Source organism: Candidatus Nitrotoga sp. AM1P, from assembly GCF_013168275.1.
GTDB lineage: Bacteria > Pseudomonadota > Gammaproteobacteria > Burkholderiales > Gallionellaceae > Nitrotoga.
Genome location: NZ_AP019547.1, coordinates 677003 through 696466, shown reverse-complemented (window position 1 = coordinate 696466; position 19464 = coordinate 677003). Strand labels below are relative to the sequence as shown.

Below are 19464 nucleotides of genomic sequence, written 5' to 3'. Positions count from 1 at the left end.
TATTTGAATTTTCACATAGTCTGTTAATAGCAATCGCCTGCTTTGAATTAATATTTTTATTAATATCAGTGGAAATTATGACAAGAGACGCTTACGGTGGAAAATTAGGGAAGCGCTGATTAACTCGCATTTAATAGTTAAATATATTTAAAAATCAATTTGTTACGCTATAAATTCCGCGAAATTTTGAATTAATCAGCGTCTCCTTAGGTGGATTATGTGAGTTTTGTTAGGCCAGTCAACGTTGTTAGGGTGCCATGCGTTTTTGATCGAAGGGCGACTCCGTCGTTCATTTTTGCAAGAGGGCTATAATGAAAAAATTGCTACTGACGTTTATTTCACTAATTATTTCTACCAGCATGGCGATGGCTACTGTGAACCTGAATACGGCCACAAAGGATGATTTAGATGGAGTGAAGGGTATAGGCCCGGTGAAGGCTCAATTAATCATCGATTACCGCAAAAAGAATGGTGCATTCAAGAGCGTAGATGAATTAGAAAATGTTAAAGGTTTTGGTAGCAAGTCGGTAAAAAAATTACGTTCCGAGTTGACAGTGGCCGGTATTTCTCCTGCTAACAAGCCAGCGGCAGTTAAAGCAACCGACAAAAAAACAAAGTGAAAAGTAATTTATAGCTGAGATTCTGTTTACGCCTGCAACGATGATACCGGTAAGTATTGGGTTGTTTTGCTTTTCCCCATTACAGGTTAGATACCATTCCCGGTCATCTAAGGCTATACAAGGTTTTATTTTAAGTTTTTGATGTAGTACAAATAACAACCCCGTCTGGCGTGAGCTTGACGGGGTTGTTATTTGTACCTGTATGTAATGGTAAGATAATACCTTTGTTTCAGGAACATATAGATGTACCACACTATTGAACATTTTGTTGGCAACACGCCGCTGGTCCGGCTAAAACGTATTCCCGGTGTAACGAGTAATGTGCTGTTGGCCAAGTTGGAAGGCAACAATCCTGCGGGCTCGGTGAAAGATCGTCCTGCGCTCTCAATGATCATGCAGGCCGAAAAGCGCGGTGATATTAAACCCGGTGACACGCTAATAGAAGCAACCAGTGGCAATACTGGCATTGCACTTGCGATGGTAGCAGCCATGCGAGGCTATAAGATGATACTGGTAATGCCTGAAAACCAGAGTATCGAGCGTCGACAGAGCATGCGCGCCTATGGCGCGGAATTGGTGCTGACATCCCAGGAGGGCAGCATGGAATTGGCGCGCGATATGGCAGAGAAACTACGCGACGAAGGGCGCGGGGTCATCCTCGACCAATTCGCTAACGTGGACAATCCTCTGGCTCATTATCAGGGCACCGCCCCGGAAATTTGGCGAGATACGCAAGGTGGTATCACTCATTTCATTAGTAGTATGGGCACCACCGGCACAATCATGGGATGTTCGCGCTATTTCAAGGAAAAAAATCCCCACATTCAAATCATCGGTGCACAACCGGAAGAAGGTGCGCAAATCCCCGGCATTCGCAAATGGCCTGAAGCTTACCTTCCGAAAATTTATGATACCAAACGTGTAGACAAGCTGGAGAACGTTGGTCAGCAAGAGGCGGAAGAAATGACTCGTCGTCTGGCGAGTGAAGAAGGCATTTTTTGTGGCATCTCATCCGGCGGTGCGCTAGCAGTGGCCCTACGCGTAGCGCAGACGGTGCAAAACGCAACCATCGTGTTCATTGTGTGTGATCGTGGAGATCGTTATTTGAGCACAGGTGTATTTCCAGCGTGATGTGCTTGCTTTTGAAATTAAGGCAATGCTGAACAAGTCCCTCCGTTCGGGCTGAGCCTGTCGAAACCATTGGCAACTTATTGATTTGCAAGGATTGTGTTTTGACAAGCTTGTTTCGACAAGCTTTTTTTGACAAGCTCGTTTTGACAAGCTCAACGCGAACGGATTTGTTCAACGTGGCCTTAAGGATATTGGGTCGTCGGAGCTAGATTCCTTCTTCCATAGCCATTTCAAGAGCCATTTCAAGTTCAAGCCAGCTTTCCTCCAATTCGGCCACTTTTTTTTCGAAGGTTGTATGCAAGGTGTTCAGCTTGATGATTTCATCACGGTCAGGATTGACATAGGTAGCTGGATCAGCCAACTGGCGATTGACTTCAGCCAGTTCCGCCTGAGCTTTTGAGAGCACGGCTTCGAGTTTGGATTGTTTCGATAGAAGTACCTTCTTATTTGGCTTGGATACGGTTGGCTGGCGCGATTTTTCTGGCTGAGCTTGAGCGGTTTCGCGCGGGCGGCGTGTTTCGATCCAATTTTTGTAGTCTTCCAGATCGCCATCAAACAGTTTGGCATTGCCATCCGCAACCAGCCATAACTCATCGGCTACGGCACGGATCAGGCTGCGATCGTGGGACACCAATACCACTGCGCCGGTATATTCCTCGAGCGCCAGCGTGAGAGCGTCGCGCATGTCCAGATCGAGATGGTTAGTTGGTTCGTCGAGCAACAATAAATGTGGCTTTTGCCAAGCAAGCAGGGCCAGCGCCAAACGGCTTTTTTCGCCACCGGAAAAGCTTGCCACCGGGCGATCTTCGCTGTCTCCAGCCAGACCGAAACGGCCGAGAAAAGTGCGTAGTGCCAGTGTCGTTACTTTGGGTGCCAGTTTTTCCATGTGTTGCAAAGGCGTAGCCGCGCTGTCCAGGTTTTCCAGCTGATGCTGGGCGAAATAACCGATGCGGATGTCCGGCGGGATTTCCAGCTGACCCAAGGTGGGCTTAAGCTCGCCCACCAACAGCTTGATTAGGGTGGACTTCCCGGCGCCGTTCGGCCCGAGCAAGGCAATGCGCGCGCCCGCTCGCAGTACCAAGTCAACATTATGGAATAGGGCTTTGTCGCCATAACTAAAGCCCATTTTATCGGCACGTAGTAATAAATCGGGGCTACGCTCCGGCGCTTCGATCTCTAGCTCGAAATGGCCATCTGTAATATGGGCCGGGGCGATGCGCGTGAGCCGCTCCAGCGCTTTAACGCGGCTCTGTGCTTGTTTAGCCTTGGTTGCCTTGGCACTGAAGCGGCGGACAAAATCTTCCAAGTGCGCAATTTTTTCCTGCTGCTGGTGAAAAGCTTGATTTTGCTGTGCTATGCGCTCGGCGCGGGCACGCTCGAAATCGTCGTAGTTTCCGGTATAGCTATCAATCACTTGGTTGTGGACATGGGCGATGCGGTTGACGCAGGCATTGAGAAATTCGCGGTCATGCGAAACCAGAATAAGGCTGCCGGGGTAACGTGCAAGGTATTGTTCAAGCCAGAGGATCGCCTCCAAGTCGAGGTGATTGGTGGGTTCATCCAGCAACAGTAAATCGGCTCTATGCATTAGCGCGCGGGCTAGATTCAAACGCATGCGCCAACCTCCGGAAAAGCTGCTGGCCGGGCGCTCCAGGGTATCGTTGGCAAAACCTAATCCATTCAGCAGTTGAGCGGCACGAGCTTTGGCCACGTAGCCATTAATTGCTTCGTAGCGGTGCTGAGCATCGAACCAGGCTGGATCATGCTGCTCTCGCGCCAGATTTTTTTCAAGCTCACGCAACTCCACATCGCCGTCGAGCACAAACTCCAAAGCGGGCTGATCCGAGTTAGCGATTTCCTGCTCGACAAAAGCGATTGTCTTGCCGGATTGCAGCGATATTTCGCCGCTGTCCGGCAAAACTTCGCCGCGAATCAGGCGAAATAGCGTGGATTTGCCGCAGCCATTTTTGCCTACCAACCCGATACGCTGGCTGGCGTACGCCTGAAAATTTACTTGCTGCAATAGCGTAGTGCCGCCTTGCAGGTACGTCAGATTTTGAATGTTTAGCATGGTGTAATGATACCAGACGTGCCACGCCTTAAATATTAGAGCTGAAGCTGGGTTAGCTTGTCCGATTGTGGCTATTCGTCACTCGCAGCAATATGTCATTTTTAGACGGTCGAGATGTTATGGGAACGGACCGCTTTTCGGCCATAGCCGACTTCAGCAACGAGCACCGCCATGTCCACTACGCATGCTAAGGAGACCTTAGTTCGAGTCCAGATCAACTCGTCGGTTCGAACAAATCTGGTAACTGGTATCTGTCAGTTCTGATTTAACGCCGCGCTCTGCGGCAAATTAGGAGCTCAGCGGAAAAATGTCCGATAGCAGTGCCTTGTTATGCATGGCTTTTCCCCGAGCTACTTAGATTAAACCTGTCCCCCCACGCCTTTAAACTTCTCAACAAAAGCCGCAATCTTCTGAAAAACACTTTGTTTTTTTGTCAGATATTGTGGGTTTAACGGACTCATTTTAGGCAGAATGGCGTTGAGCTCAGTGCCGTTGTCACTAGCAAATTCCCGCTTTAGGGAGGTTGCGATATAACGCCTGGCCGCCTCTGTATTAAGGTTTTCAGCGTTAATGAGTTCCGCAGCCTCACGCTGTTGTTCCGCTTGTGCAAAGGTGAAGAAGGCATCGATAACACTGGCCGTATCGCCAATCTTGTCCAGATCGGTTTGATTAATAAAATCAACCAGCAAGCTTTCTTTGGCGCGGTTGCCAAGACTCGCGCGAATCACCCGGCGTACGTCTTCAACCAGTAAGGCTTTGTCCTTGACCTTTTTATTGTTTTCAAAAATCAGTTCCAGAATGTAGTCCAGGTTGATCTCTTGTGACTTAAGCAGATCGACTTCAAAGACCACGTCATCCCAATCAATGGTGGATTTTTCTTTTTCATCGGAAGATTTTTCCCGACGCAGCCAGTCGCGAACGTCGTTGTAGGTTGAACGGTAATCCTGGATTTTTCGTTCAGCAGGCACCTGAATCGCTTGCAGTGTTGCCAAGTCATCATCGTTTAAATAATGCTGTGCCTTAAATGCCTCAACCGCCTGCGGGTCACTCATATCAAAGGTTTGCAAGGCTTTCAGGCTGGCGAATTCATCGTAGTTTTGCAGCACATTCTCAACGCGCAAATATTCACCAAATAATTTCGCGAAGGCTTTTTTTTCGGATTCTTTAACAATCTCCGCAGGGCTGGGGAAGCGCTGCTGTAATTCCTTGGCCACCTCAATATATCCACGTCGGGCTTCACCAGTGACCACATCTGTAAAGCCTTCCATGTATTCCTTATAGCTTTTTTCCAGCACCACGTTTTTGGTGTTTGTATCACCAAACAGGGTAATGGCATCGATTGTGGCTTGCTCTAAATCGCGGAAGGTGACGATATTGCCAAAGGTTTTGGTGGCATCATAAATACGGTTGGTGCGCGAATAGGCTTGCATCAAACCGTGGTAGCGCAGGTTTTTATCAACAAACAAGGTGTTCAGCGTGGGGGCATCAAAGCCGGTCATAAACATGCCCACCACAATCAGCAAGTCGATTTCCTTGGCTTTCACTTGCTTGGCAAGATCGCGGTAATAGTTTTGAAAGCCATTGCTATCCACGCTGAAATTGGTTTTAGACAGCGCGTTATAGTCAGCAATGGCCGCGTTTAAAAATTCTTTGGCGCTGCTATTCATGGCGGAAACATCAAAGCTTTCATCCAGAATATCGCCTACGGCATCCTGTTCTTCATTGGCTGCAAACGAGAAGATGGTGGCCACTTTCAGTGGCTTATCGCTGCCTTTTTGCAAATCCTTGAACGACTCGTAATACAGCTTGGCGGCATCCACGCTGCTCACGGCAAACATGGCATTAAAGCCTTTGGCGCCGGCTTGCAGGCGATGGGTTTTTTGCCGGAAGTTATTTAAGATGTACTGCGAAATCTCTCGAATACGGTCAGGGTGCAACAAGGCTTGCTTGTTTTCTGCTGCACTGAGTTTTTTCTCGTCCTGCTCGCTTTCAATTGCTTTGAACTGTGGGCGTACATCGTTGTAATCGACCTTGAACTTCAATACCTTTTCATCACGGATAGCGTCGGTGATGACATAGGAATGCAGCTCGCTGCCAAACACGCTGGCGGTCGTCTCTGCGCCAAGGGCATTTTGCGGAAATATCGGTGTACCGGTAAAGCCAAACTGATAAAACTTTTTAAATTTTTTCTTCAGGTTTTTCTGTGCTTCGCCAAACTGGCTGCGGTGGCATTCATCAAAAATAAACACCACCTGCTTGTTATAGATGGGCAGGTCGCCTTCGCTTTTCATCAGGTTGTTGAGCTTCTGAATGGTGGTGACGATGATTTTGTTGTCGTCCTTATCTAGGTTGCGCTTGAGGCCGGCGGTGCTGTCAGAGCCATTGACACTATCTGGCGAAAAGCGCTGGTATTCCTTCATGGTCTGATAATCCAGATCTTTACGATCCACCACAAAAAATACCTTATCGATAAAATCCAGCTCAGTCGCCAAACGCGCCGCTTTAAAACTGGTCAGTGTCTTGCCCGAGCCGGTGGTGTGCCAGATAAACCCGCCACTTTCAGTATTACTCCAGCTTTTGGCTTGATAGGCGCTTTTGATTTTCCACAAAATTCGCTCGGTGGCAGCAATCTGGTAGGAGCGCATCACCAGCAAGATATCACTCACATCAAACACCGAATAATGCAGCAGTACATTGAGCAAGGTGTTCTTCTGGAAAAACGTGCCGGTAAAGTCTTTCAGGTCTTTAATCAGACTGTTATCCGCCTTCGCCCAGTTTATGGTGAAGTCGAAGCTGTTTTTATTACGCGCCGTGGTGTTGGCAAAATAACGGCTGTCGGTACCGTTGGAGATCACAAACAGCTGCAAATACTTGAACAAGGAATGCTCGCTGTTAAAACTCTCTTTGCTGTAGCGGTGCACCTGATTAAAGGCTTCGTGAATCGCCACACCGCGTTTCTTCAGCTCAACTTGCACTAAGGGCAGGCCATTGACCAAGATCGTCACATCGTAGCGGTTGGCGTGACCGCCGGTTTGCTCAAACTGCTTGATGACTTGCACCTTGTTGCGGGCAATGTTCTTTTTGTCTAATAGGTAGATGTTCTTAATGCGGCCATCGTCAAACACAAAATCGTGAATATAGTCATCGTGAATTTTGCGGGTTTTATCGACGACGCTGTCGCTGGGTTTATCCAGATAGGTTTCTACAAAACGCAACCACTCGCTATCAGCAAATTGCATATTATTCAGGGCTTGCAGCTGCTCGCGCGCATTGGCCAGCAGTTTATCTGGCGTGTTTAAATCGGACACATAGTCATAGCCCTGATTCTGCAAATCCTGAATAAATTCACGCTCCAAATCATATTCGCTTTGGTAGCTTTCGTTGACTTGCCAGTCTTTGCTGTATTTATCCAGAACGATGAAGTTATTCGATTCGGCGATGGGTTTGGTGTAGTCAACCATTTTGAGTTTCCTTCTGCCAAAAGCCATAGTTGCTTTTCAAGTGATCGAGCAGCAATTCAACCATGGCCTTCTCTTGCGGCGTTGGCTCTGCAACAGTTTCATTGGATAGCGTGCTATGGCTTGTAAAGTTAACGATTCGGTTTAGATACAGCTGTTTATCATCTGGCAAAAGTTCTGACCATTTCGGGTAGCCGAGAAAGCTGGCGGTTTTTTCATACAGGTTTCGCAACAGCGTAAAGTGGTATTTTTGAACTTTACTCTCAGCAATCGCCTGCTCAATGATTTGCTTTAAATACAGATGGTAGGAAAAACTCATGTTGGAGTCGCCGTGTTTTTCAGTCAGGGCAAAGGTGCCATCTTCAAAACGCTCCAATAGATAGCAAGCTTTTTTGTTCAGTTCATTGTAGAGCGCATTGTAAAATAGCGGGTTGTGCGTCGTGACGATAAACTTCAGGCCTGACTGGCTGGATTTGATTAGCTCCGCCAAATTGACGGCCAGCTCAATTAAATGGTTCTCATCCAGTGAGCTCACAGGGTCATCAATGAAAACGTATTCCAAATTATTAAAAACATCAGTTGATCGATTGGTAACTTCGGCAATGTTTAATTCAGAAATCATTTGCTCAATCAGCGAATGAAACACACTCCAAATAAAGTTGCTTTCTTCGCCTTTTGAAATCTTAATATTTGACTCTAGTTCACTATTCCCTCGCTCGAATGAGAAGCTGACTTCCGAAAAGTCAGAACTAAAATGAGGCGTTAATTTTTCATTGGTGTAGTGCTGAAAAGTAGCGGTAATGTTCTGGTCTTGACCTTGCTCTTCAAGCACCCATTTGGTGAAAGAATTGGGTTGAATTTTTAATTTCGGCTCAGCATCAAGCTCCAAGTCGTTGTCCCAATAGAACAAATCTTCCGTAAATGCGCTGTAATAAAGGATTTTCTTTTGCGCCAACTCCGATTGTTGTGCCTCTTCAGCGTCGGTTTTTGGTGCAATTAACTCTTTGAATTCTCGAGACAGTCGAGTTTTACCCGTTCCATTAAATGCATATATTAGCTGTACCTTTGGAACGGGTTTGGCTTCTTCAACTTCCTTAGTTTTTTCAGGCACAGTTTTTTTGACTGTTTTGGGTGTGCTCAGTTGCTGAGCTATTTCCGTTAGCGTCTTGCTCATGTTAGGCCACCACCTCTGGTTTAGGGAAGCTCAACAGCAAGTCGCGGTAATGCTCGTGTTGCTTTTGGCGCAATGCAATTTCGCGAGGCAAGCCTTCTCTGATGGAATTGGCAAGGGCGTCGAATTTGTCCAAAATTGTGACAATGCGCTCTTTTTCTTCGGGGGAAGGATTCGGAATGCTGATGCTTTCCAAATTCTTCTTGTTTAGCTTTGGCTGAGCTGCGCCGGAAATATAGGGCGTTAAATCAATGCTGTTTATATAATATTCAACGTATCTGCGCTCAGCGTATGTTTCGAATTTAAGGATGTGTGCGTGATTGTTCACCCAGCTTTTTCCGTTGATGCTAAAAGCTATTGGGGTATTTCGTGCCAACAAATTAGCACCGTCTTCGGAAACAAGTAAAAAATCCCCATCGAAGATATAGCCTTTAACGTAATCGACAATGCCTGATGCACCATAGTACGGAATATCACCCGGATCTCTTAAGCCACTCGTGATGGGCTTTCGCATCGAATCAAGATTCTCTGCCAGATCCCCCAACGTCTTCCACTCCACTTCCCCTTCTTCAAAACTCAACAACTGGTCGCGATAGTAGTTGTATTGCTTTTTGCGGGCGGTCAGCTCGGCGGTCAGCTCGGCGATCAGTTCGGTAAAGGTGTCCAAAATGCGGACGATTTCGGCTTGAATTTTAAGCGATCTTTCTGGGTTTTCTGGGCAGGGGATGGGGATTGGGAGCTTTTTCACAATCCCTGCATTTATATTTGTCTGAGAGCCTTCCCCGAGAGATTTTATATATTCATATTGGCTGGATAAAAAATGGAAAACATAACGGTAGTTTGCGATATTCCCATTAAGCTGAATATTAGCGCACGCCTGATTTGTGGACATCGGAATTTTGTTAACCCCAATTTTTCCGACCGTTGCTCCGTACATTGCAACGATCACACAGTTTTCAGGTATCCAGTTTGCGCTGGAATTTTTTAATCCAGCTTCGGTTATTTTTACACCTGTATCCCAAATTTCCCCGAAATCAACTTCTTGAGTCCGCAACCAAGGGATATCGCCGTCATAATATTCAGCGACACCAGTTTTCGGAGTTCCGCCGGACGAAATTTTTATGGCAATTTCTTCTAACGCCTTCTCTTCCACCCCAACGCCATCCAGAAGCCTTTCCATAAAGTTCATACTGTTCATGCTTCAAGCTCCTTGCCTTCAATCTCCGCCACAATGGCGTCGATATCCGACCGCAGGTGGGCTATCCGGGCGACCGTGATTTTCAGCTCGACATTTAGCTCGCCAATATCCACCACTTCGCGGATGTCCTTGGCTGCGATATAGCTGCTGACCGACAGGTTGAAATCGTTGGCGGCGATGGCATCAAAGTTCACCGATTTGGCAAAGTGCTCACTATCGGCTTTGCTGTCGAACACCTGCATGATGTGTTCGATGTGCGTCGCTGTGAGTACGTTGTTATTGCTTTCCTTTTTAAACAGGCCACTGGCATCAATAAACTGGGTGGTGGTGTCGGTTTTGTGTTTGGAGAGCACCAAAATATTCACGGCGATGGTGGTGCCAAAAAACAGGTTGGGTGCTAACGAGATCACGGTTTCAACGTAATTGTTATCCACCAGATATCGGCGAATTTTCTGCTCGGCACCGCCCCGGTAAAAAATGCCGGGAAAGCAGACAATAGCGGCGCGGCCTTTGCTGGATAGGTAGCTGAGCGCATGCAGCACAAAGGCAAAGTCGGCTTTGGATTTGGGGGCCAGCACGCCAGCGGGGGCAAAGCGGTCATCGTTGATCAGGGTGGGGTCGTCTGCGCCGATCCATTTCACCGAGTAAGGCGGGTTGGAGACGATGGCATCAAAGGGTTTGTCGTCACCAAAATGCGGATTTCGCAGCGTATCACCGAGCTGGATATCGAACTTGTCGTAGTTAATGTTGTGCAAGAACATGTTCATACGCGCCAAGTTGTAGGTGGTGTGGTTGAGCTCCTGCCCCCAAAAACCGTCTTCAATGATGTGGGCGTCGAAGTGTTTTTTGGCTTGCAGCAGCAGCGAGCCAGAACCACACGCCGGGTCATAAATCTTGTTGACGCTGGTTTGCTTATGCATGGCCAGCTGGGCAATCAGCCTGGACACATGTTGCGGGGTGAAAAACTCGCCACCGGATTTGCCGGCATTGGCGGCGTAGTTGGAGATCAGGAATTCGTAGGCAACGCCAAACAGGTCAATGTGGCTGCCGTCAAAATCACCAAAATCCAGCCGGGCCACGCCTTTGAGTACAGCAGCCAAACGGGTGTTCTTGTCGACCACGGTGTTGCCGAGGCGGTTGCTGGTGGTGTCGAAATCGGCAAACAGGCCTTTAATGTCGCGCTCGGATGGGTAGCCGTTGGCTGAGCTTTCGATGGCGGCAAAGATGGCAGCCAGATCGGTATTCAAGCTTTCGTTGGTGTTGGCGCTGGCGGCGATGTTGGCAAACAGCTGGCTGGGATAGATAAAGTAGCCCTTGGTTTTAATGGCATCATCTTTGATTTCCGGGGTAATGATACTATCGGGGACCTTCGCATAATCGATGCTGTCATCACCACCTTCGATGTAATTGGCAAAGTTTTCACTGATAAAGCGATAAAACAGGGTGCCGAGCACATACTGCTTGAAATCCCAGCCATCGACTGCGCCGCGTACCTCATTGGCGATTTGCCAGATCTGGCGTTGCACTGCTGCGCGTTGTTGGGTACTTGTCATTCTGTCATTCCTGTTTTGATTTGTTGTTGCAAGCGGGGAGAGCTTTATTCTATATTGTACTTTCTTGGAGAGGCATTTAACCGTTCTACATAAAGATAATGGCACATATATAAAGGGTGCCGTTAGGTGTACCGGATTGGCTCGTCGCCCCGGACTCGAACTGAGGTCTTCTTAGCTTAGCGGACGTTTCTGCGCTCATTGCTGAAGTCGGCTATGGCCGAAAAGCAGCCATTCCTTTGGGTATTGGTGAGTATCTCAACAGCTCAATGTAACAATGACACTTGATAATGGCAACAACAGTTCCGAATCCTGACTATTGATAACAACGTTTATCGTTAGTTGACTTTCAGCAATTTTTATTGCCCCGACCCTTGCCATCCGTAAATTTGGTCAATGAAAAGAACCGATGCCAATCCCTTAAGAAAAATAATCTGCATCAATATCTCGGGCATGGTGCAACATACGAACAACCAGCAGGCCATCTTTATCTAGCATGTAGAAAATGATATATGACGTACGTGTCGGAAAGCAGCGCAACCCGTTTGCCAATTCTGGGCGCGCCCTACCCATCTCTGGCTGAGTAGCCAACAGTGAAACTGTTGATTGAATGGAATCCAAAGATTCATCTGCTGCAACCAGATTTTCTTCCGCTATGGTCAACCATAGCTCCAGCAGATCGGCTTCTGCTGAATTGGTAAAGCGGATACGAAGCATCAAGCAGCAGCCTTGCGAGTTTTCAGTAACTGGCGACCTTGTTTCTTCAGGTTGGCAAAATCAATTTCCTTTGCCAAATCGTTTTTTGCATCGTTCAAACCCTTGGCAATATCTTGGCGCAGGCTGTCGAGTTTCACTGTCTTGACCTGTTCATACGCTTCGAATAGCCGCAACGCCTCACGAATGACTTCGCTTGCCGAGCCATACATGCCAGACTCAACGCGCTGACGAACACGTGCCTCTAATTCAGGTGGCAAAGATACGTTTATAGACATGGCAATTCTCCCAAATAAACATTAGTAGCAGTATGGCAGTTTATGCCATAAACCGCCATACAACAAAAGTTGTCTAGCAAGCTATTCACAACTGAAATTTTCAACAAGTTAAGCCCTTCATCACAATTAGCAGGCCATCCTCATCGGGCAAAAACCAGATATTCCCAGCCTGATTTGCCGATGAGTTCCAGCAGTGTATCCCCTAAAAAAGTCGTTTGATGATATCTGCTTGATCTATACATGGGGTTTTGCTCCAATAGTTAGCGAAATTAAATGTGTTGAGAATAATGCCTCTCCCGATTTAAGCTGCGCACCATGAATTCTTATGTCATGCGAGGTCAGTGCAACGTGCGCGGCGGAAAAAGCCGCAAGCTTTTATGATCTCCTGGTTTCTGATAAGGTGAATATATGAATATTAATTCCCCCCGGAAAAATTTCGATAAGCTTGATCCACACTTGTTGAGAGAGCGACTAAGGTCGGTGCGAGCGCGCACGGAGGCTCTCTGCGCGCCTTTGGAAAAAGAGGATTACTGTATTCAGGGCATGCTTGATGTCAGTCCGCCCAAATGGCATTTGGCGCATACCACATGGTTTTTTGAAAACTTTGTTTTAGTGCCTTTTGTGCAAAATTATGTCGTTTTTCATCATGCCTACGGATATCTGTTTAATTCCTATTATGAAACGGTTGGTACTTTCTTTCCCAGGTCACAGCGTGGACTTCTCTCTCGTCCAACCGTAGCAGAGGTTTATAACTATCGCTGCCACGTAAACGCCGCACTTGATCAAATCTTGCTGAATTTCACCGGGCAGAATTGGCAAGAGATTGCTGAACGAATTCGTTTGGGCATTGAGCATGAGATTCAGCATCAAGAGCTTTTGCTTATGGATGTGAAATACAATTTTTTCATTAATCCTCTAAAGCCGGCTTATCATAATCAGCCTCTGATTCGATGCCCAGAGCCACCACCATTGGCCTGGGAGGAATTTGGAGGCGGTATTGTCGAGATTGGGCATGATGACCAAGGTTTTTCTTTTGACAACGAAAGGCCACGCCATAAAACTTTTCTCAGAGACTTTCGCTTGGGCACAAGGCTAATCGCCAATGCAGAATATTTATCTTTCATCGCCGATAAAAGTTATCAACGGGCTGAGCTTTGGCTCTCCGATGGCTGGCGCACTGTCAACGAGCAGGGATGGCAAGCCCCACTTTATTGGATAAAAGAAGAGGATAACTGGTTGTTAACGGGGCTGGCGGGTCAGCAGCTTATTGACCTGAATGAACCAGTAGCTCACCTGAGCTACTATGAAGCCGATGCTTTCGCACGATGGTCTGGCAAGCGGCTACCGACCGAGAGCGAATGGGAATACGCCGCCGCCAAGTTGCCGATAGAAGGAAATTTCCTTGATTCCGGGCGCTTCCATCCAGATGGCGCTCGATGTTCTGGTCTAACCCAGCTTTACGGTGATCTTTGGGAGTGGACTCAGAGCCCTTATCAATCTTATCCGGGCTTCCGCTCTCTTTCCGGTGCGTTAGGTGAATACAACGGAAAATTCATGTGTAATCAGATGGTGCTGCGTGGCGGGTCATGCGCAACAGCAGAGGATCATATCAGGGTGAGCTATCGAAATTTCTTTCCACCAGGGAGTCGTTGGGTATTCTCAGGTTTACGTTTAGCAGAGGATTTGTAATGCAAATGGAATACCCCAACGTTTTAGTAGATATTGTCGAGAGTGAAAATTTTCGGTTAGATGTTTGCGCCGGTCTGCGCCAGCAACAGCGTTCGATTCCGCCGAAATATTTTTACGATGCGCAAGGATCAGCGCTGTTTCAGCAGATATGTGAAACTGCAGAATACTACCCGACTCGTACTGAAACGGCCATTCTGGATCAGTATAGTGTTGAGATGATGGACCTCATCGGTCAACCTTGTGCCCTAGTCGAATTTGGTTGCGGCAGCGCAGTGAAAACGCCATTACTTATGCGTCATTTGGATTCTTCAGCAGCCTGCGTACTCATAGATATTTGCAAACCGCAGTTAGAACAAACAGAGGCACGCTTGGTCGCGCAGCATCCTGACATCAAAATATTATCCGTCTGTGCGGATTACACTCAACTACAAGTTCTGCCGTTGCCCATATCCTGTGATTTGCGTCCCGTAATTTTCTTTCCAGGTTCTACTATTGGCAATTACACACCTGAAGAAGCGCAAAATCTCTTGCGCAAAGCAGCCAAATTAATCGGACCCAATGGCTCGATGCTGATAGGTGTAGATTGCAAAAAAGATCCGGCGATTCTCAATAACGCCTATAACGATAAGGCAGGTTTGACCAAGGCTTTTAACCTCAATTTACTTGCACGAATGGAGCGAGAACTTGGAGCCGAGATCGAACCGGAGGGATTCACTCATTATGCCTTTTACAACCCTGTGCCAGGGCGCGTTGAAATGCACTTGGTTAGCCGCTTTGATCAAGTTATCCGGATATCAGGTGAGGAATTTTGGATAGGCGTGGGGGAAACTATTCATACAGAAAATTCCTATAAATATCGGCCTGATGAATTTAAGGGCCTGGCGAGAAACGCAGGCTGGCATTCGGAAATGTTTTGGACAGATGCTAATAAATTTTTCAGTATCCATCTGCTTCGCGTTTCATGAATGATTACTGACAGACCTGGCTGGGGGTAGGGAGAAAAATGCACAAATTGAGTGAATACGTCGAGATGGCTGCAACGGAATATTTGCAGGAGACGGGAAAAACTAAATTGGATGCACATTGGATTGCCGAATTTTTCCAGGACAATGGCGTGCAGGATAATTATCCCCGGCAGGATTTGATCGCTTTTTGCGCAATGGTGCAAAAGGCATTGACAATAAAATCCGAGAGAGCCAGCAAACAAACGCGTTTGCAATTGGATAAAGCGATTCGTCTAGTAAAGCATAAGCAAAAGTAATGTCAAAAATTGCACCTATCCATCCAAAAGATCCACTTTATTGAGAACTCATAAAATCATCATGGCGCTTAAATTTGGGTGGTATTTATTTAGTATAATTAAAAATTTGAGTGCAAAATATGTGGTTCAAAAACCTTCAGATCTATCGCATTACCAACTGGAACGTTTCACCTGCTGAGCTTGAAACAGCGCTTTCGAAACATACTTTACATAACTGTCTCAGCATGGAAATGCAAAGTCGTGGATGGATTTCTCCCAAAGCCGAAGATGAGCCTTTAGTACATATTCTGGGGCAGCAAATGCTAATCGCTCTGGGTGTGGAGAAAAAATTGCTCCCCGTTTCCGTTATCAATCAATTTGCGAAATTGCGTGCTGCTGAAATTGAAGAACAGCAAGGATACAAGCCGGGCCGCAAGCAAATGAAGGAAATCAAGGAGCACGTCACCGATGAGCTTCTCCCACGCGCATTTGCACTCCGTCGCAAAACCTGTGCATGGATTGATCCAGTGGGCGGCTGGTTTGTCATCGATACTTCCAATGCCGCAAAAGCCGATGAGCTGATTGAGTTGTTACATAAATCAATTGAGGGATGTTCACTTGCACTGGTCAAAACCGGAAAGTCACCCACTTCAGTCATGACAGAATGGCTTGCTGGAGATGATGTTCCCGCTTCATTTACCATTGACCGCGATTGTGAGCTATGCGGCATGGGCGATGAAAAAGCGACGGTGCGTTATGTACGCCACGCTCTTGATTCAGCAGAAATTATCAGGCATGTTAAAGAAGGCAAAAAAGCAACACGGCTAGCCATGACATGGAGAGACAAAATTTCATTTACTTTGAATGAAAATTTGCAACTTAAACGCATTGTTCCACTTGATTTTATTAAAGATCAAATTGCTACCAGTGAAGCAGATGATGCATTTGACACCGATTTTGCCATTATGACCGGTGAGCTGCCGCATTTGTTGGCTGATCTCATGGATGCACTGGGCGGAGAATATGCTTTAAACTAAATCAACAAGGTTCATTGACCTTTGCCATTTCTAAGCTCTCTTGCGATAATTCAACCGTAACGGTGTGATTTGCCGAGTATGCAGAAAATTAATCTACCGCATTATTCCCATTATGAGTGAACTACAAATTAGCTTGCTCGGCATCGGCGTCGCCGTGGTGCTGATAATATATATTTATAATTGGTTGCAGCAGCGCCAGCATCGGCGCAAGTTCGGTGCGGCGTTCAAGCATAGGCATGAAGATATATTGTATCGCCCAGCTGAAATCATGCCGACAGATGAATTACTGGTCGAGAAGATGGAACAGGTTGTACCCATTGATATATTGCCCAAAGAATCGCAACCCGGCTACACGATAGATGCAGTGTGTGTATTGTTGGATGAGAAGACTGATTACATTGCAATGATTTCGCCTAAAAGCCCAGTGGGTACAGATGCGTTAAAACTGTTATGGCAGCAACGCTTTGATTTTGGTAAAAACGTCCATGTGTGCGGCTTGAGTGCGGCGAACGGCGAATGGGAGAAAGTGATTGCCGATAGTCCATTGGCTTACACCTCATTTAAACTGGCATTACAACTGGTGAATCGTTCCGGTGCGGTGAGTGAAGTCAAACTGATGGATTTTCGCGAGCTGGCGCGAATGATTGCAGCACAATTGCATACCAGTGTGGTACTGCCGGATGTGGCAAAAACTGCCGCGCACGCGGTAGCGCTGGATGAATTCTGCGCAAGTGTGGATCAGATGATCGGCCTTAATATTTTGCCCAGCGATAAACACATACTGACTGGCAACGATGTCGCGCGCGTGGCTGAGCAGTACGATTTATGTTTACAAGCGGACGGTGCTTTTCACCTACTTGATACGCACGGACATACTCTGTTCAGCCTGTGCAATGAAGACAACACACCATTTCAACACCATACTTTGGACCAATTGCAGGTAGATGGCCTGACTTTGTTGCTGGACGTGCCGCGTGTGGAGCAGCCCTCTTTAGGTTTTGACCAAATGGTGATTTTGGCACGTCAGCTGGCTAGCGAACTACATGCAACCATAGTGGATGCGAACCATGTGGCATTAAGCGAAGATAGCATTACGCTAATCCGTGAGCGTATTGCTGCTGTTGAGGCTGAAATGCGAGCAAGCGATATTACTGCTGGCAGCGCTCAGGCGCGCAGGCTGTTTTCCTAGATTTTTCTTTCAGATTAGGTTCTATTGATGAGTGAATCGGTGCCGCAGCGTATCGCGCATTTGCGTGGGGAAATTGAGCGACACAATTATCAATATCATACGTTGGACGCTCCACTGATTACCGACGCGGAATTTGATGCAATGTTCCGTGAACTACAAACTCTCGAAATACAATATCCCTCACTCGCTACACCGGACTCGCCTACCCAGCGAGTCGGTGCTGTGCCGCTGCTTTCCTTTGCCAAAGTAGTACATCGCTCGCCGATGCTTTCACTTAACAATGCTTTTAATGAAGAAGAGGTGCGGGCATTTGATGCTCGTACCCGCGAGACATTGGGCGTGACCGAAGTAGAATATTCAGTAGAACCTAAATTTGATGGCCTGGCCGTTACGCTCACCTATCGCGATGGAATATTTGTGCAAGGCGCTACGCGCGGCGATGGCGAGGTTGGTGAAGATGTGACGCAAAACCTGCGTACCATAAGGAATCTTCCATTGCGATTGGGCTCAGAGAGCTTAACCAAACCCATTCCGTTTATAGAGATACGCGGCGAGGTGCTGATGTTCAAGGTTGATTTTATCGCGCTGAATCGCGAACAAACAGACAGGGGCGACAAACTGTTCGCCAATCCACGCAATGCCGCGGCAGGCTCGTTGCGCCAGCTCAATTCGCGGATTACATCCAGTCGCCACCTAAGTTTTTTAGCCTATGGAGCAGGCGCGGTCGAAGGCTTTACCTTGCCTGATACGCATGCCGGGCAGTTGGAATGTTTGAAAAAGTTGGCAGTGCCGGTGCCACAGCAACGCCGGATAGTGCACGGAGTTGACGGGTTACTTGCCTATTATCGTGAAATTGGTGAGCTTCGCCACAAGCTGCCCTACGAAATTGACGGCGTAGTATATAAAGTCAATAACATCTCCCAACAAATCAAATTGGGCTATGTGTCACGGGCACCGCGCTTTGCGCTTGCGCACAAGTTTCCGGCAGAAGAAGCATTAACCACCGTCCTGGACATTGAGGTGCAGGTGGGCCGGACTGGCGCATTGACTCCAGTAGCGCGCCTGGCACCTGTATTTGTCGGTGGGGTAACGGTGACCAATGCCACGTTGCACAATGAAGAAGAATTGCGTCGCAAGGATATCCGCATCGGCGATACGGTAAGCGTCCGGCGTGCCGGCGATGTCATTCCAGAAGTGGCGCGTGTCTTACTTGAGCGGCGTCCTGCGGATGCGCGTGAATTCAATATGCCGCGGTCCTGTCCAGTATGTGGTGCTCAGGTTACCAAACAGCCGGATGAGGCAATATGGCGCTGCAGTGGCGGGCTGTTTTGCCCGGCACAACGCAAGCAGGCGCTGTGGCATTTCGCTAGTCGTCGTGCCCTGGATATAGAGGGACTGGGCGAGAAGCTGATTGACCAACTGGTGGAGCAGCAATTGGTGCTTACGCCTGCCGATTTATATAATTTATATAAATTGAATTTGCAGGCACTGGCCCAACTGGAGCGCATGGGTGAGAAGTCCGCCCAAAACTTGTTGGATGCAATAGAAAACAGTAAGCAAACTACACTCGCGCGTTTCATTTATGCGCTTGGTATCCGTAATGTGGGCGAGGCAACGGCGAAAGAATTGGCGCGTCATTTTGCTACGCTGGATAATTTTATGACAGCCGACGAAACACGCCTGCAACTTGTACCAGATATCGGGCCTATTGTTGCGCAAAGTATTTCAACGTTTTTTGCCGAGCCGCATAACATTGAGGTGATCACCCAATTACGCGCTGCTGGCGTGCAGTGGCCGGAGCAAGCCGAAAAGGCAGTGCAGGTATTACCTTTGAACGCTAAAATTTTTGTATTAACCGGTACGCTTACCAGCATGAGTCGCGACGAGGCAAAATCGAGATTGGAAACGCTTGGTGCGCGCGTGACGGGTAGCGTGTCGCAGAAAACTGATTATGTAGTGGCTGGCGCTGAGGCGGGTACCAAGCTTAGCAAAGCACAACAATTAAATATTGCTGTACTGGATGAACAACAATTTTTGCAACTATTAAGCACAAACGAAATGCCATTAGCCACTGCCTAAATCGTAATTATTTTTTGAAAATCTTTAACCGGAAAGTTA

The 19464-nt window shown here is 47.4% G+C and carries 15 protein-coding genes; 8 read left to right on the top strand and 7 right to left on the bottom strand.

The features are described 5' to 3' along the window. Positions 1–311 precede the first annotated feature (311 nt). Entirely contained in the window at positions 312–620 is a 309-nt protein-coding gene (locus tag W01_RS03170) for a ComEA family DNA-binding protein (RefSeq protein ID WP_173052164.1), read from the top strand. A 243-nt stretch (positions 621–863) separates the two neighbouring features. Beyond that, positions 864–1751 carry a cysteine synthase CysM gene (cysM, locus tag W01_RS03165; protein WP_173052163.1) on the top strand — a complete coding sequence of 296 codons (888 nt, stop codon included), beginning with the start codon at positions 864–866 and terminating at the stop codon, positions 1749–1751. A gap of 205 nt (positions 1752–1956) precedes the next feature. Here cysM and W01_RS03160 read toward each other — a convergent pair whose 3' ends face one another. From W01_RS03160 to W01_RS03130, 7 genes are all read right to left on the bottom strand, one after another. Then, positions 1957–3822 (bottom strand): ABC-F family ATP-binding cassette domain-containing protein, encoded by a 1866-nt coding sequence (locus W01_RS03160; protein WP_173052162.1) that lies wholly within the window; start codon positions 3820–3822, stop codon positions 1957–1959. Between the two features lie 359 nt (positions 3823–4181). Then, a complete protein-coding gene (locus tag W01_RS03155) occupies positions 4182–7283 on the bottom strand; it encodes a type I restriction endonuclease subunit R (protein WP_173052161.1) in 3102 nt (1033 codons plus the stop codon). Further along, positions 7276–8454 (bottom strand): AAA family ATPase, encoded by a 1179-nt coding sequence (locus tag W01_RS03150; RefSeq protein ID WP_173052160.1) that lies wholly within the window; start codon positions 8452–8454, stop codon positions 7276–7278. The genes W01_RS03155 and W01_RS03150 overlap by 8 nt, the downstream gene beginning before the upstream one ends. Before the next feature lies 1 nt (position 8455). Beyond that, complete coding sequence (locus W01_RS03145) at positions 8456–9649, bottom strand: restriction endonuclease subunit S (RefSeq protein WP_173052159.1); 1194 nt, start codon at positions 9647–9649, stop codon at positions 8456–8458. Continuing rightward, the gene (locus tag W01_RS03140; RefSeq protein ID WP_173052158.1) at positions 9646–11202 is read right to left on the bottom strand and encodes a type I restriction-modification system subunit M; all 1557 of its coding nucleotides are present in this window, start codon (positions 11200–11202) and stop codon (positions 9646–9648) included. The genes W01_RS03145 and W01_RS03140 overlap by 4 nt, the downstream gene beginning before the upstream one ends. Positions 11203–11619: 417 nt before the next feature. Continuing rightward, positions 11620–11916 carry a type II toxin-antitoxin system RelE/ParE family toxin gene (locus tag W01_RS03135; RefSeq protein ID WP_173055696.1) on the bottom strand — a complete coding sequence of 99 codons (297 nt, stop codon included), beginning with the start codon at positions 11914–11916 and terminating at the stop codon, positions 11620–11622. Beyond that, positions 11916–12191 (bottom strand): type II toxin-antitoxin system ParD family antitoxin, encoded by a 276-nt coding sequence (locus tag W01_RS03130; RefSeq protein WP_173052157.1) that lies wholly within the window; start codon positions 12189–12191, stop codon positions 11916–11918. Before W01_RS03130 ends, W01_RS03135 begins: the two co-directional genes overlap by 1 nt. A gap of 408 nt (positions 12192–12599) precedes the next feature. Between W01_RS03130 and egtB the strand changes: the two genes are divergently transcribed. The 6 genes from egtB (at position 12600) to ligA (ending at position 19425) form a co-directional block, all read left to right on the top strand. Continuing rightward, on the top strand, positions 12600–13880 hold the full coding sequence (gene egtB / locus W01_RS03125; RefSeq protein WP_173052156.1) for an ergothioneine biosynthesis protein EgtB: 1281 nt from the start codon (positions 12600–12602) through the stop codon (positions 13878–13880). Then, positions 13880–14845 (top strand): L-histidine N(alpha)-methyltransferase, encoded by a 966-nt coding sequence (gene egtD, locus W01_RS03120; protein ID WP_198421333.1) that lies wholly within the window; start codon positions 13880–13882, stop codon positions 14843–14845. The genes egtB and egtD overlap by 1 nt, the downstream gene beginning before the upstream one ends. Positions 14846–14883: 38 nt before the next feature. After that, positions 14884–15141 (top strand): hypothetical protein, encoded by a 258-nt coding sequence (locus tag W01_RS03115; RefSeq protein WP_173052155.1) that lies wholly within the window; start codon positions 14884–14886, stop codon positions 15139–15141. Between the two features lie 119 nt (positions 15142–15260). After that, positions 15261–16157: a recombination-associated protein RdgC gene (locus W01_RS03110; protein ID WP_173052154.1), complete on the top strand. Its 897-nt coding sequence runs from the start codon at positions 15261–15263 to the stop codon at positions 16155–16157. Between the two features lie 112 nt (positions 16158–16269). Then, positions 16270–17346, top strand: coding sequence for a cell division protein ZipA C-terminal FtsZ-binding domain-containing protein (locus tag W01_RS03105; protein ID WP_173052153.1), 1077 nt, complete (start codon positions 16270–16272; stop codon positions 17344–17346). A gap of 27 nt (positions 17347–17373) precedes the next feature. Continuing rightward, on the top strand, positions 17374–19425 hold the full coding sequence (gene ligA, locus W01_RS03100) for an NAD-dependent DNA ligase LigA (RefSeq protein ID WP_173052152.1): 2052 nt from the start codon (positions 17374–17376) through the stop codon (positions 19423–19425). Positions 19426–19464: the final 39 nt, after the last annotated feature.

Coding starts and splice junctions, on each gene's coding strand:
- W01_RS03170 (WP_173052164.1), top strand. CDS start 312: ATGAAAAAATTGCTACTGACGTTTATTTCACTAATTATTTCTACCAGC.
- cysM (WP_173052163.1), top strand. CDS start 864: ATGTACCACACTATTGAACATTTTGTTGGCAACACGCCGCTGGTCCGG.
- W01_RS03160 (WP_173052162.1), bottom strand. CDS start 3,822: ATGCTAAACATTCAAAATCTGACGTACCTGCAAGGCGGCACTACGCTA.
- W01_RS03155 (WP_173052161.1), bottom strand. CDS start 7,283: ATGGTTGACTACACCAAACCCATCGCCGAATCGAATAACTTCATCGTT.
- W01_RS03150 (WP_173052160.1), bottom strand. CDS start 8,454: ATGAGCAAGACGCTAACGGAAATAGCTCAGCAACTGAGCACACCCAAA.
- W01_RS03145 (WP_173052159.1), bottom strand. CDS start 9,649: ATGAACAGTATGAACTTTATGGAAAGGCTTCTGGATGGCGTTGGGGTG.
- W01_RS03140 (WP_173052158.1), bottom strand. CDS start 11,202: ATGACAAGTACCCAACAACGCGCAGCAGTGCAACGCCAGATCTGGCAA.
- W01_RS03135 (WP_173055696.1), bottom strand. CDS start 11,916: ATGCTTCGTATCCGCTTTACCAATTCAGCAGAAGCCGATCTGCTGGAG.
- W01_RS03130 (WP_173052157.1), bottom strand. CDS start 12,191: ATGTCTATAAACGTATCTTTGCCACCTGAATTAGAGGCACGTGTTCGT.
- egtB (WP_173052156.1), top strand. CDS start 12,600: ATGAATATTAATTCCCCCCGGAAAAATTTCGATAAGCTTGATCCACAC.
- egtD (WP_198421333.1), top strand. CDS start 13,880: ATGCAAATGGAATACCCCAACGTTTTAGTAGATATTGTCGAGAGTGAA.
- W01_RS03115 (WP_173052155.1), top strand. CDS start 14,884: ATGCACAAATTGAGTGAATACGTCGAGATGGCTGCAACGGAATATTTG.
- W01_RS03110 (WP_173052154.1), top strand. CDS start 15,261: ATGTGGTTCAAAAACCTTCAGATCTATCGCATTACCAACTGGAACGTT.
- W01_RS03105 (WP_173052153.1), top strand. CDS start 16,270: ATGAGTGAACTACAAATTAGCTTGCTCGGCATCGGCGTCGCCGTGGTG.
- ligA (WP_173052152.1), top strand. CDS start 17,374: ATGAGTGAATCGGTGCCGCAGCGTATCGCGCATTTGCGTGGGGAAATT.